Here is a 13,625-nt window from a genome sequence, read left to right on the forward strand (position 1 = left end):
ATTTTCCTCTGATGACGCCAGGTGCAAACTCAGAAAACTATACCCTATCATCTTCTAATTCCTAACTTGGTAGAGTAGTAGGCGGCTTTCGAAAAATGCAGGCGGTTGAAATACTCAGTCATGAACTGCACCACCGTCTCCCAAAAAAGAGCAGTGAGCCAGCACGCAAATTTTGCTACGCAGAAAACAATGAATGAGCGATTTTCCCTGGCAACAGGAGAATTTGAACTTTCTGATAACTCTGCCCTGAGCCCCTGGCTATTGGACCAAGCCTGTGATATGTTGTGTCGCTGAATGGAGGCGATACGTATGGCAAAACGCAGAGCGAACGGTGAAGGCAATATTCGAAAACGGAGCGATGGCCGATGGGAGGGCCGCTACACCGCCGGGCGGGACCCGGAAACCGGCAAAACGGTCTACAAAAACGTCCTGGGCAAGACCCAGGCGGAGGTGAAAGCAAAGCTGAAGCAGGCGATCCAGGAAAACACAGAGGTGGACACTCTCAAGGCAGCGCAGTACACCGTAGGCCAGTGGATGGACATCTGGTTCGAGAACTACGCCAAAATCAAGGTACGCCCCACCTCCCACCAGACCTACCGAGGATACATCGACAACCATATCAAGCCGAATATCGGCAAAATTCAACTGGGGAAGCTGACCACTTTGGAACTGCAAAAGCTCTACAAAAAGCTGCTGTCCAAAGGCAGAGTGGACCGAATCGAGGCGAAGGGACAGCCGAAAGGCCTGAGCCCCAAGACAGTGCGGAACATCCACCAGGTCATCTCCTCTGCCATGGACTTTGCCAGAAGCCAAAAGCTGATAGCGGTCAATCCTGCGGATAGCTGCGCCTTACCAAAGCTGGAGCACAGGGAAATGAAGACGCTCCCAGCGGAGCAGCTGGCCTCCTTCCTGCGGGAGGCTAAGGAAAGTGGCGTATTCGAGATGTACTATATCGAACTGGCTACGGGCTTGCGAAGAGGAGAACTCCTCGGATTAAAATGGGAAGACCTCGATTTGGAGCAGGGCACCCTCCGGGTTCAGCGGCAGGTCTCCAGGATCAACGGAGAAGTGGTGGAAGCCCCGCTGAAAACGAAAAATTCCTACCGCACCATCTCACTGGGAGGGGATGCAGTGGGAATCCTGAACGAGCAGAGAAAGAAATGCGGCGGCAGTGAGTATGTGTTCCCCTCGCCGACCGGCGGACCTATCTCCCCGGACAGCGTGATCCAGATGCTCCACCGGGTTCTGAAGCGGGCAGGGCTGCCGAAAGTGAGATTTCACGACCTGAGACACACCTTCGCCACAGTAGCCCTGCAAAACGGGGTGGACATCAAGACGGTTTCCGGGATGTTGGGCCACTACTCAGCAGGATTCACCCTGGACACCTACGCCCATGTCACTACCCAGGCACAGCGGGAAGCGACGAAAACCATGGGCAGTGTCTTCTCCGGTGCTTTCTAGCCCTTTCTGGATGTTTCCCCGTATGGGTCAAGAAATGGGTCAAAAACAGAGAGCAAAAATTAACCAGCATAAAAAGTGATGAAAAACAAAAATAATCCTCTGATTTCAAGCGAAATCAGAGGATTTCTGGTTGCGGGGACAGGACTTGAACCTGCAACCTCCGGGTTATGAGCTGCGCTCCGAAGTTCGGTTTAGGCCTTTCTGGCATTTTCGGAGACTCTTCCCACCGGAGTCAAATACTTTCCGGCCCTCTTTCCTCCGTTGTTCCCACTGTCTTTTTCCTATTCTGGGTCAAGTTATGGGTCAGGAGGGATCAGGCCACTCAAAAATTGCTACGGAGAAAACAATGAAAAAACTCCAAGACAACTGGAGAGTCGATACCAAAGTGTAAACCTCTAACGTGCGGAGCAGCAATTTTTCTCTCTGCCCTTATTGAAGCTCCAACCGGCCAGGTTGTCAAGCGGTTTTGGGAGATTCGACAACTCACCAGAGTCCCCCCTCGTTGCCCCTGTGAAGCCCCGTGTGCCATTTTATTGGCAGGGGCGGGAAAAAGACCCGCTGAGGCGATTGATACCCGTTTGTGCCGCCCCTGCGGCATCGGCTTTTGTGGAAGTTGGAGGGCGGTTTATCTACCTCCGTGGAGGGCAAGCATAGCGTCCGGCTATACGCCGGCCGCACTCGCCGGGGCTTTGCCCCGGCACCCCCTGCCCCTAAAGGGGAGAAGAAAAGGTCGGGAGATACGAAATCATGCATCCAGAATCTGATATGAAGCAAACAAAAAAAGGATAAAACACGATGTTCGAACTGTACAACGATGATTGACACTCCAGTACAGATGCGATATAATCTCTCTGCCAAACAGCATCATGACCTTGTATCTGCTCATGTGCAGATGCAGGGATGAGGGAATCCGGTGAGAATCCGGAGCAATACCCGTTGCCGTATGTGTGGAAGCCTGTTGCTCATGGCGCGAGCCGGTCATTGGGAGCGATCCTGAGAAGGCGGAGCGGCAGACATTGGACAGATTTCATCTGTCTTGAACCACGCGAGCCGGAAGACCTATGATGTTCAAGAGGGTTCGCGTTAGCGTACCCAAAACGCTCTGCGGAAAAGCCGGCCGCGGCGGATCAGCAACGATCTGCCGTGGCTGTTTTGTTTGCGCTCCGCAGGGACACCACCCTTTGCGGGACTACAAAAGGAGGAGCTTTCATGAGAAAAAACACAAAAATCAGAGCACTGAGCCTGCTACTGGCCCTGCTTATGGTTCTGGGACTGCTGCCAGGGACGGCGATGGCGGCGGAAGGAGAAGACGCTATTCTCATCTCTACAGCGGAAGAACTGGCGGCTTTTCGGGACAGGGTCAACAGCGGCGAAAACACACTGGATGTCGTATTGACCGCCGATATTGAACTGAGCGGTGATTGGACTCCATTCAATCCCAATGACGGATATGTAGCCAGCGCCTACGCCGGCACTTTTGACGGTAACGGCCACACTATCAGTGGACTGTCGGTCAACGCTACTGCCGCTAATCAAGGCCTGTTTGGTGTAATAAATGGCGCAACCATCAAAAACTTGAAAATCGAAGGCCATGTGACCTCTTCCAACAACTATGTTGGAGGAATCGTTGGTAAAATACAGCAGGGCACTATTGAGAACTGTAGTTTTTCTGGCGGCGTCACAACGACAAAATCCGGCAGCTATGCTGGTGGTATTGCAGGGTACGCTGGAAACACCGCCTCACAAACCGCGGTAATTACTGGCTGTGTCAACATGAGCAATGTGACAGGCGAGGCCAGAGGAGTGGTCGGTGGCATTGTCGGTTACGCCAAGTACACTACTATTGAAAACTGCTACAACACCGGTTTAATTAACGGCGCTTCCCGCTCTGGCGGCATTGCGGGACAATTGCAAAATAACTGCACCGCAACAAATTGTTATAATCGTGGCGACCTTCAAGGCAGCGGAACAGCATCTGACATCGCAGATTTCCTCTACAGTTCTTCTCAATTATCCAACTGCTATTATATCACCCGAGCCAGCGGTGCTGGAACTGGAATAGCCGAAAACTGTGAACAGATCACCTCTGCCGATGGTCTTGCCAGCAAGCTGGGCAGTGCTTTCACAACGGATGCCAACAACATCAACGGTGGCTGGCCTATCCTCGCATGGCAGGCCGGGGCAGCCCTGGTCCCCAAGGACCCAAAAATCACAATTACCGGCGGCAGTGCGCTGTACATGACCAACAGCGGCGTGCAGCCCACCGGCACGCTGACCGTCAATTATCAGGATACGGAGCCCATACCGGTCACTTGGAACATCACCGACGGCGGCGATATCATTGAACTGAGCGACCCGAATAATGTTGACGCAAACAAAAGCACACAGACGGTCAGCATTCTAAAAGCCGGCAAAGCCACTGTAACGGCCACGGCAGGAGGGTATTCTGATGAGATCGAAATCACCGTCTGGCCCTTCATCACCACTGTGGAGATTAGCGGAAATGTGGCCGTGGACGAAACGGTCAAAGCGAAGATCAATGTCCTGGGCGGCGGTGAACTGGACTATGATGTTTTCCCGGTAATGGTACAATGGAGATGTAAAGATACCACCGCGGACACGACCTGGAAGAATATCCAAACCGGCCAAGAGCTTGTCATTCCGGCGGATATGGAGGGGAAGCATCTCTCCTTCACGTTCCGCTATCAGAATGAGGACAAGTTTCCCAGCAGTCCTTCCCTTGTGAGACCTGCCGGGACAGTAACCCCCGACCCTCAGCCTCCTGTAACCGACAAGACGCTGGAAGATGCTTTGAAATGGTACACCATGTCCCCTGTTTCCGGGCGGGATACCAACGTAAACAAAGTGCTGGAGCAGTATTTGGCGAGTCAGAAGCTGGAGGGCTTCATCGCATCCGTCAAAAAGGTAGAAGAGGTCTACGGCGGCGCGGGCATCGCTGATAACGGCGATATCACTTATTTCTACGTTAATCCCAACACCACGCCTGCCATCAGATCTGGCAGTTATAAGGTGACCTTTACCTTGGTCAAAGACGGCCAGACACAGGAAGCGACGGTGCCGGTTACCGTCTATTGGGACGTAGATAAGGTCACTGACGTCATGCGGGAGGAAATTTCCAGCAAGGTCGTCCTTGACACGACCGCTCCTGTGACAGAGGATCTGTCCCTGCCCAAGGTAATTGACGATAAAAGGTGGACGCTGATCTCCTGGCAGTCCTCCGACGAGAATGTTATCTCCATCAGCGGCAAAAACCAGTCTACTGCTGATACGCTATTCGACCCCTATGTGGGGGTGGTCAAGCGGGGACAGGCAGATCAGCAAGTTACCCTCACCGCCACATTCAATTTCCAGCTCACCAATAACGGCGAAGCGCCCATCACCCTGGTCAACACCTACTCTGTTACCGTCAAGGCGCTGGATGCCTCCCAGGAGGAGCAAATCAGAATCGGTCTGCTGGCCAAGCTGGATGCCGGCTTTGAAAAAGCTGGCATCACCGACGCAGTAATCGGGGAAAGGCTGACACCAGATGCAAATGGCGTCTATACCGCAACTAACGACATCCAGCTCCCCACCACCCGGGATTTCGGGGTAGACGGCAAATATTATCCTGTCACCATCACAACCAGCAACAGCGAGGTCCTCAAAGCCCCGGATGTGAACAACGCCGCCAGAGTGGAGGTCTACCGTCCCGGCCCAAGTCAGGAGAACACGGAAGGGACCATCACTGTTACCCTTCATGATAAGGATACCAGTGTTACCACTTCCCGGACATTCCAGGTCAAGGTGCCCGCTCTGACCCAAGAGGAGATCAACAGGGAATTAGCCCTGATAGAGCGGGTCAAGGCCGCCTATTTCGACGGTCTCAAGGGAAACAACACCACCAAAGACAACGTGCGTACCGACTTGACCCCGTTCTTTGAGGTCTATGAGCAGGACGGCAAACTGGTTTGGGTCCATACAAATTCGGAAAGGATAGGCCGGGGCATCGTCCCCGTGCCCATAGAGGGTTGGGAGGACCTGGAGCTGTGGCGGCTGTTCAAGTCCAGCAATCCCAACGTCATCAGCCATGAAAATCTGATCGTCACCCGCCAGACCGAGGCCAAGGCCGTTACCATTACCAGTCGGCTGTCCAGCGAGACTCTGGGGCGGTACGGGGCGCTGTATCTCAGCGACCCGTACCGGTACGCCCAGTACGCCGGTCTGGACAAGCTCTATTACCAGGAAGTGACCACCAGCGCCACTGCCCAGCCGGAGGCCCGACGGATGGCTCGTGCGGCACAGGTCCAAGGGGATATGATCGTGGTCCGGGGCACCCGGGACCCGGAGAGCGCCATCCCAGTGACGGAAGTGCTGAATAATGTGTCTTTCTCCCTCATCGGACTGGATGGGACCGTCTGGATTGCCCCAACGACCCTCAGCAATTTGGATGAGAGTTCCACCGTCTATGATGTGTTTACCCGTATGCTGACGGACAACGGCTGCACCGCTACCCGAGTAAAAGGCACCTATATCAAGGCCATCTCCGGCCCCCATGGGGCGCTGGCCGAGAAGGAATATGGCGATGACTCCGGCTGGATGTACCGGGTTAACGGCAGGATTCCTGATATCTATATGGGCGCCTGTCCTCTGCACAGCGGTGACACCATCCAGGTGTTCTACACCAGAGACGCAAAAAAGGACGACCCCAACTACTCCCGTCCCTCCGGCGGCAACAGTTCCGGAGGCAGCTCCTCCGGCGGCAATTCCCCCTCCGGCGGTAAGACGGAACAGCCAAATCAGCCGTTGGTGAAGGTGGAGACGTCCGGCCACGGAGATACCTATATCGTCACGCTCCCCAAAGACAGCAAGGGTCCGCAGTTGGTCACGATCCCCAATGTCAAACAGGGACAGCTGGTGGTGGTAGTCCATGCCGACGGCCGGGAGGTGGTCATCAAGAAGGCCATTTTGGAAGAAGGCCGTGCTAAATTCCTCCTGGAGCAGAACGCCTCTGTCAAGGTTGTGAACTATACCAATCCCTTCAGCGATGTAAACAGCTCCGCATGGTATGCCTCTGCCGTAGACTTCGCGGCGGGCCGGGAACTGTTTGCCGGGGTCAGCCAGAACGCCTTCGCACCCAGCCTGCCCCTGAGCCGTGGGATGCTAGCCACTGTGCTCTTCCGTCTGGAGGACGCCGGTACACAGAAAACTGAATCTGTATTTGCGGATGTAGCAAAGGGCGCCTGGTATGAGCAGGGTATCGCCTGGGCCGCAGAGGCAGGCATTGTCAGCGGCTATGGAGGCGGACGCTTTGGCCCCAACGACGAGATCACACGGGAACAGTTGGCCGTCATGCTGTTCCGTTACGCCCAGCTCCTGAATATGAGTACTGGAGGTCGGGACAGCCTGACCGGATTTTCTGATACCGCCTCGGTGTCCCCTTGGGCTCAGGACGCTGTGGCCTGGGCGGTGGATTCCGGCATCATCAGCGGTCTGCCAAATGGGATGCTGGCCCCCTCCCGTATAACCACCCGCGCCGAGGCCGCGGCTATGCTGCAGCGGTTTGTCAGTGTTCTGCTGAAATAACCTTTTCAGTATTTACCGTCTGATGGGTTCAGCAACACGCCAAACGCCGAAGTGAACCAGGGGGAGGAAAAGGAAGCAGGATAAAAGCGTGCCGCCTTGGCGGCGTCCCGCTGGTTCACACCGTCCCGCAGTGCGGGCCGGGGAACGGATATACGGGGGCTTTCAGCGGAATATCATCATCTTTTCTGACATTCTGTGCAAATGGTTATGTGATGTCAAATACAAGGGCCAGCTTCCGCTTTGACGTCTTGTTAACCGTGACGCTTACGGCGGCAGCAGATTCGGTGGGGTCAGCAGTGGGCTAACGAGAAATTTTCGGTTTTTATGAGAATTGAAAGGGCAAAGTCAATACAGAAGAAGGGAAGAAGTCTGCGCCACTAAGTCCCCCGTGTATCGACCTGTAAGCCGCTGTGTACGGTTTTGTGGGAGAGACAGCCCCATCCCCGCCTCGGCACACCAAACGCCGTGTTGGGGCTCTGTGGACCGCTGTTGGCGATGAGATAATCAGTCTATGAGTTGCACCAGCGTTACCAAAGAGGGAGCAGTGAGCCAGCACGCAAATTTTGCTGCGCAGAAAACAATGAATAGGTGATTTTTCCTGATAGCAAGAGAGTTTGAATTTTCTGATAACTCTGCCCTGAACCCCTGGCTATTGGACCAAGGCTGTGGTATGTTGTGTCGCTGAATGGAGGCGATACGCATGGCAAAACGCAGGGCCAACGGCGAGGGTAGCATCCGCAAACGGCCAGACGGCCGATGGGAGGGCCGCTACACCGCCGGGCGGGACCCGGAAACCGGAAAGACAGTCTACAAAAACGTTCTGGGCAAGACCCAGGCGGAGGTAAAGGTCAAACTGAAGCAGGCAATTCAGGAAAGCACAGAGGTGGACGCCCTCAAGGCAGCGCAGTACACCGTCGGTCAGTGGATGGACGTCTGGTTCGAGAACTACGCCAAAATCAAGGTGCGACCATCCTCCCACCAGACCTACCGAGGCTACATCGACAACCACATCAAGCCCAACATCGGCAAAATTCCTCTGGGTAAGCTGACGACTCTGGAACTGCAAAAACTCTACAAAAAGCTGCTGTCCAGAGGCAGAGTGGACCGAATTGAGGCTAAAGGACAACCAAAAGGGCTGAGTCCCAAGACAGTGCGAAACATCCACCAGGTCATTTCCTCTGCGATGGACTTTGCCAGGAGCCAGAAGCTGATAGCGATTAATCCCGCAGACGGCTGTGCCCTGCCAAAGCTGGAGCACCGGGAGATGAAGACGCTCCCGGTGGAGCAGCTGGCCTCCTTCCTCCGGGAAGCAAAAGAGAGCGGTGTATTCGAGATGTACTACATCGAGTTAGCCACAGGCCTGCGGCGAGGAGAACTCCTGGGCCTGAAATGGGAGGACCTTGATTTGGAACAAGGCACCCTCCGGGTTCAGCGGCAGGTCTCCCGAATCAACGGCGAGGTGGTGGAAGCCCCGCTGAAAACGAAAAATTCCTACCGCACCATCTCCCTGGGAACGGATGCGGTAGGAATCCTGAAAGAGCAGAGAAAGAAATGCGGTAGCAGCGAGTACGTGTTTCCCTCCCCGACGGGTGGACCGATCTCCCCGGACAGCGTAATTCAGATGCTCCACCGGGTTCTGAAGCGGGCAGGACTGCCAAAAGTGAGATTTCATGACCTGAGACACACATTCGCCACGGTTGCCCTGCAAAACGGAGTGGACATCAAGACGGTCTCCGGGATGCTGGGGCACTACTCAGCGGGGTTTACCCTGGACACCTACGCCCATGTAACCACGGCAGCACAGCGGGAGGCGGCAAAAACGATGGGCAATATCCTCTCCAGTGCTATCTAGCCCTTTCCGGACATTTCCCCGTATGGGTCAAGAAATGGGTCAAAAACAGGAACAAAAAATTAACCACTGGGAAAAGTGGCGAAAATAAAAGAAAATCCTCTGATTTCAAGCGAAATCAGAGGATTTTTGGTTGCGGGGACAGGACTTGAACCTGCAACCTCCGGGTTATGAGGGCTATTACCATATTCTGGAATACAAATGTTATTCACTATGTTCTAACCCTTTTATTCACAATGTATATTATTTTATACACCATTTTCATTTTTACCATCTTTCGAGTGAGGAAAAAAGTGAGGAACTTTTATGCCCCACTCTTTTCCTTTTATTTTCACTTACTATTGATATCCTTGCCAGTAAACAGGTCATCATATATATCAGCCGTTGCTCGTTTTGTTTTGGCATAGATGTGACCATATATTTCCTCTGTTGTCCTAGTATTTTGGTGTCCTGCCCGGTCTGCCACCTTTTTAATATCAACGCCTTTATTGATAAGGTAGCTTATACTGGTGTGACGTACCTCATGCAACGTAATCTTCGGAAGATTATTCCTCTCCAGAAACTTACTGAACCACTGACTAATTACGTCCGGCAACATTGGCCCACCTGATCTAGTCACTTTACCAGTTTTCAAACTGATAAACAAATACCCACTATCCTCCCAGTCCATCAGTTCAATAAATGCCTTGCGTACCTGTATATATTCCCTTAACTGCTCCATCACTGAAACAGGCATATCTATATTTTTACTAGGACTTCCGTTTTTGAGGTAGTCCACAAAATAAAGCCCATTTTCAACCGTGTAATGTCCAGTTCGATTGATAAGTATGTTGCTGTTTTCAAGATCAACATTATTTACCTTTAAACCTATCAACTCCCCACGCCTGCAAGCACTAGCCAAGGCCACAATGATATATGTTCTTCTCATGTAGGCGTTAAATATATCGGTACACTGTCGAGAAGTCAAATTCTCAAAAGAGATTAAATCTTCTATTCCGTCAGCCGCCGTAATGGCCTGGTTGTATTCGTCATCTAAACAATGCAAGAGCCGCCCTATATCTTCATCTTCATAGTATTTCGCTTCATGCTTATGCACTTTTGGAGTATCTACTTTTACACAAGGGCTATACTCAATTATATCCCATTTAACCGCAAGATTAAATAGAGTTTGGATAAACATGAAATGATGGCGGATTGTTTTCTCACTATAGCCCCCTTTTTTACCGTCCAGCCTTACCCCATCTTTTTTCAGCGTATTTAAATACGCTTCAATGTCAAGAGCTTTAATCTCCTTGACCTTCTTATTCCCAAAATAGGGAATCATAAACCCATTTAAAAACCCCTCATACCGTTCCTGGGTTTTATACCCCATATCAGGCTTTTTAATCTCCCGCCACTTCTCCACCAAATCATTAAAAGTTGGAGCATGGGCCAGCTGCACCTGTTGGCCCCTCTTAAAGTCTACTTCCAGAACATTGGCCTGTTTTTCTGCGTCCCTTAATGACTTCGCCGTAATGACCTTGGAAGTTCTGTTGACTTTACCATCAGCCTTAAAGCCATTACAGATAAACACTCTGTACTTTCCCCCGCCCAAATCTTTAACACTTGCCATTTTATTTACCCCCATTGATATAATTTTCTTTCTCTTGGTCAACCATCCATTTTATCAAGGCTGACCGTGTAAACCTGTACCTGTTTCCCACTTTATAGTGGGGTATTTTCTTTCCCCTAGCCAACTCCTTAATGGTGTATTCTTTACAACCAATCAAGGCACTAGCTTCTGTTGGGGTCAGTCCTGTTTCTTTTACGTCCATTAGCGGTATCCTCCTTATTCTGGATACCACTAATATCAACTAGCCTATTTCAATGCTCCTTAATTTTCAACTAGCCTAAATCCTGTATAAAAATAGGTGTAGCCAACCCGTTTTAAAGGCTGGCTACCTTCTTTCATTCGTCTTTTATTTCCTCCTTCAGCATAGAGATAAATTCCCTGAGAATATCAATCGCTTTACTGAGCTGGTACAATCCGACTATCAAGCCACAGCACATGAAACCACCGATAAATTCAAAGGAAGTGGGCATTTAGCCCACCTCCTTTCCATCATCCACCCTGACCCCCTCGCAGATCATCAGCTTGCCCTTGCTGTCGAAGTAAACACCGCCTTGAATACAGCCAAACTCCAACAGCATTTTGACTTTGCTTTCAGGCATTTCCACCCGGGCATAGCGACTACTGATAACCTCGTAAACACTCTCTCCGCCCTGTACCTTTTTCATCCCGACTACCACATACATCATGTTAGCCGGCATATCCGTTTCAACTGCCGGAGCCAGACTGTTAATGCCAGAGCGAACCATATAATTTTTGGTCTTGAAGCCCTCGTTATCCATGGTGATATTGCCCTCACCATCCAGAACCAGACCATACAGCCGCTCACCCTTATTCAAGGTGTCTTTGATCTGTTTCTCGGTCAGGCCCGTAAACCCTTTACTGTCAGCGTCATAGAACATATAGCCTGTAACCCTCTTACCTAAGTCCTCACGGTTAATCATATAGCGCATACACATTTTTAAGTCCTCCTGTAATTTTATTGTGGCCTTATCTCCTAACCACAATAAAACTATAACGCTGACAGCCCATTTCCGTCTATTGACGAAGTGCAAGGGGTTTAACCATTGTAATTAGGGTATATGCCTGAACTGCCCGAACTGTATAAACCCTGTTATGCTTATCAACTGCGCACAATTAGTTGATAAATGATACATCATAATAGCCTATTCATTTGTCAATTCCCTAACTTATTATCAATCAAATGTTAATCAATACGTCTGCTATATCCACTCATTCAAAAATGCCACTTTCTCATATTCCTTACCTTTCCACCTTCATCACATCATCCTATTTACCCTATAATTTCAACCCATAAACACACTATGAATCAAAATCATTATGAATCCTATGAAATTTTGTTACACGAATTTTTGAATACCCCTTGAAATTTAATTGTCTTATCAAGTGTACATTCTATGTTGTCATTTTATTTATCCAACCTATTTTATTAACTAGCCTATTGCAGGTATCATATTATTTAATCAATTACCAATAAACACATTAACAGGTGAACGTTTCCCGTTTTACAAACTTGTTTATATAAAGTATCAGCATTTTTAATCATTTCAAAATAAACATAAAACAAGCCAGATGTTTTCACATCTGGCCTATCTGCTTATTTACTTTATTAACTGCGTTTTTTAGGTTTAATAAATCCATACCTGATTGCCAATCCTTTCATCAAGGCAATAAGAAAGTTGTAATCAAATGCATACTGTCCATCACTTGGAAGTCGCAATACACCTATACAGAAGCCAGCTTCAGTGTAAATTTGATATTCGTTATGTATTTCTCCACTCCTATCTTGATATAGATTTTGAACTATTGCTATACCGTATTTTGCCATGTTAGCCATAACTGTTGCCCCTTTCAATTAAATTAAAATTCAACTGAAAGGTAAGCTAAATAAACAGAACATCTAATAACAAGGCTGTATTCTGTATAATTTTAGGCACCAATAATTTCTTTTCATTACTGGTGCCTAAATTATCTATTATTGTTTGTTAGCCGCCAACTTGGATTGCTTTTACTAACGCCTCTAGTTCTTCTTCTGTATAATCATGATCCTTTCCGTCTGCATTGTAACCATGCTCTGTAAACATTTGATTCATACCATTTATGAAGGCTTCTCGTCTGGCAGCTATCTCAGCTTCACTGTCTCCACCACCACTAGGCTGGGATGTTTGCTGTTGGGGTTGCTGTTGGGTTGGTTGCTGGGTTGGCTGCTGTTGCTGGGTTTGACCTGATGGCTTACCTTGAGTGCTACCTCCACTTGGTTGCTGTGCCACTGGCTTCGTTGTGGATAAATATTTATTGCTCACATAAGCTGTACTACCATCCGATAGTTGGATTCGGCTCCATCCTTCTGCTTCGGTGCCTGCTATGCTAGTACCTGTACGAGTTACCGACTGACCTACCGATAAACTTCCTAGCTTGTCACTGTCTGCCGTATAACTCGCCCTGATATTAACAGTGCCTGTTGCATAGACTGTCTCGTTGACCTCGGTAAATAGTTCAACTTCGACACTCCCAGAGCCTTCAAATGTACCAGCCCCGTCCGCTTCTTTTGGTTCTATGTCCTTCAACTCTGTTAAAGGTTTAGCGGTGTCGTTTTCATTGTTTACCTCCATTGATTCAACTGGGGGCGTAGTGCTGGCGGGTTCGCTCTGTTGGACTTTCCCTTGATCTGGGTCCTGCGGCTCCTGCTGGGTTTGCTGACCCCCACAGCCTGCTAATGAAAAGGTCAGTAGCAGAGATAAGCCGCAAATTAGAATTCTTTGCTTCATTATTCTTTCCTCCTTGTCTGCAATACACGGATTCTTTGCACGGTGGCTGAATCAAATGTATCGCTTAATCTCAACAGCGTCCACCACAAGGGGCAACATACTGGCTGTATGTCCCCCTCATGGCTTCAACTGCCGAGATAACCAAGTAAATGCGTATACAGGCATTTTAACTTACCCATACACGCACAATAAATCTTCGCTATGTGCTCTACACAACCAGTATAAACATCTTGAAAATGTAACTGTGATGATTTATACTAGTACTTCACCAAGATAGAAAATAGAAGTAGCGGAGAAGCGAGAAATGTGGTAAAATACTCTCGGGTGATGAGGA

The 13,625-nt window shown here is 49.8% G+C and carries 9 protein-coding genes and 1 riboswitch; of the genes, 3 read left to right on the top strand and 6 right to left on the bottom strand.

Going from position 1 to position 13,625, the window contains the following annotated elements:
- Window positions 1-309: 309 nt before the first annotated feature.
- From NFS22_RS21665 to NFS22_RS21675, 3 genes are all read left to right on the top strand, one after another.
- Complete coding sequence (locus tag NFS22_RS21665; protein WP_251319755.1) at window positions 310-1,461, top strand: tyrosine-type recombinase/integrase; 1,152 nt, start codon at window positions 310-312, stop codon at window positions 1,459-1,461.
- Window positions 1,462-2,317: 856 nt separating this feature from the next.
- Window positions 2,318-2,542: riboswitch (cobalamin riboswitch) on the top strand.
- Between the two features lie 128 nt (window positions 2,543-2,670).
- Window positions 2,671-7,044 (top strand): S-layer homology domain-containing protein, encoded by a 4,374-nt coding sequence (locus NFS22_RS21670; RefSeq protein ID WP_251319756.1) that lies wholly within the window; start codon window positions 2,671-2,673, stop codon window positions 7,042-7,044.
- A 700-nt stretch (window positions 7,045-7,744) separates the two neighbouring features.
- Window positions 7,745-8,896: a tyrosine-type recombinase/integrase gene (locus NFS22_RS21675; protein WP_251319757.1), complete on the top strand. Its 1,152-nt coding sequence runs from the start codon at window positions 7,745-7,747 to the stop codon at window positions 8,894-8,896.
- 328 nt (window positions 8,897-9,224) lie between these two features.
- On the opposite strand, the gene NFS22_RS21680 is transcribed toward NFS22_RS21675, so the two are convergent.
- The 6 genes from NFS22_RS21680 to NFS22_RS21700 all read right to left on the bottom strand — a co-directional run bounded on the left by NFS22_RS21680 (window position 9,225) and on the right by NFS22_RS21700 (window position 13,291).
- On the bottom strand, window positions 9,225-10,505 hold the full coding sequence (locus NFS22_RS21680; RefSeq protein WP_251319758.1) for a tyrosine-type recombinase/integrase: 1,281 nt from the start codon (window positions 10,503-10,505) through the stop codon (window positions 9,225-9,227).
- 1 nt (window position 10,506) lies between these two features.
- The gene (locus tag NFS22_RS21685) at window positions 10,507-10,707 is read right to left on the bottom strand and encodes a helix-turn-helix domain-containing protein (protein ID WP_251319759.1); all 201 of its coding nucleotides are present in this window, start codon (window positions 10,705-10,707) and stop codon (window positions 10,507-10,509) included.
- A 133-nt stretch (window positions 10,708-10,840) separates the two neighbouring features.
- The gene (locus NFS22_RS23805) at window positions 10,841-10,975 is read right to left on the bottom strand and encodes a hypothetical protein (RefSeq protein ID WP_277614989.1); all 135 of its coding nucleotides are present in this window, start codon (window positions 10,973-10,975) and stop codon (window positions 10,841-10,843) included.
- Window positions 10,976-11,461: a hypothetical protein gene (locus tag NFS22_RS21690; RefSeq protein WP_251319760.1), complete on the bottom strand. Its 486-nt coding sequence runs from the start codon at window positions 11,459-11,461 to the stop codon at window positions 10,976-10,978.
- A gap of 671 nt (window positions 11,462-12,132) precedes the next feature.
- A complete protein-coding gene (locus NFS22_RS21695; RefSeq protein WP_251319761.1) occupies window positions 12,133-12,360 on the bottom strand; it encodes a hypothetical protein in 228 nt (75 codons plus the stop codon).
- Window positions 12,361-12,508: 148 nt separating this feature from the next.
- The gene (locus NFS22_RS21700; protein WP_251319762.1) at window positions 12,509-13,291 is read right to left on the bottom strand and encodes an SH3 domain-containing protein; all 783 of its coding nucleotides are present in this window, start codon (window positions 13,289-13,291) and stop codon (window positions 12,509-12,511) included.
- Window positions 13,292-13,625 lie beyond the last annotated feature (334 nt).

It is taken from the genome of Flintibacter muris (assembly GCF_943192995.1).
Classification (GTDB): Bacteria; Bacillota; Clostridia; order Oscillospirales; family Oscillospiraceae; genus Lawsonibacter; species Lawsonibacter muris.

Bases quoted from the DNA above. Each gene is read 5' to 3' on its own strand.
- NFS22_RS21665 (WP_251319755.1), top strand. From the start codon at position 310: ATGGCAAAACGCAGAGCGAACGGTGAAGGCAATATTCGAAAACGGAGC.
- NFS22_RS21670 (WP_251319756.1), top strand. From the start codon at position 2,671: ATGAGAAAAAACACAAAAATCAGAGCACTGAGCCTGCTACTGGCCCTG.
- NFS22_RS21675 (WP_251319757.1), top strand. From the start codon at position 7,745: ATGGCAAAACGCAGGGCCAACGGCGAGGGTAGCATCCGCAAACGGCCA.
- NFS22_RS21680 (WP_251319758.1), bottom strand. From the start codon at position 10,505: ATGGCAAGTGTTAAAGATTTGGGCGGGGGAAAGTACAGAGTGTTTATC.
- NFS22_RS21685 (WP_251319759.1), bottom strand. From the start codon at position 10,707: ATGGACGTAAAAGAAACAGGACTGACCCCAACAGAAGCTAGTGCCTTG.
- NFS22_RS23805 (WP_277614989.1), bottom strand. From the start codon at position 10,975: ATGCCCACTTCCTTTGAATTTATCGGTGGTTTCATGTGCTGTGGCTTG.
- NFS22_RS21690 (WP_251319760.1), bottom strand. From the start codon at position 11,461: ATGTGTATGCGCTATATGATTAACCGTGAGGACTTAGGTAAGAGGGTT.
- NFS22_RS21695 (WP_251319761.1), bottom strand. From the start codon at position 12,360: ATGGCTAACATGGCAAAATACGGTATAGCAATAGTTCAAAATCTATAT.
- NFS22_RS21700 (WP_251319762.1), bottom strand. From the start codon at position 13,291: ATGAAGCAAAGAATTCTAATTTGCGGCTTATCTCTGCTACTGACCTTT.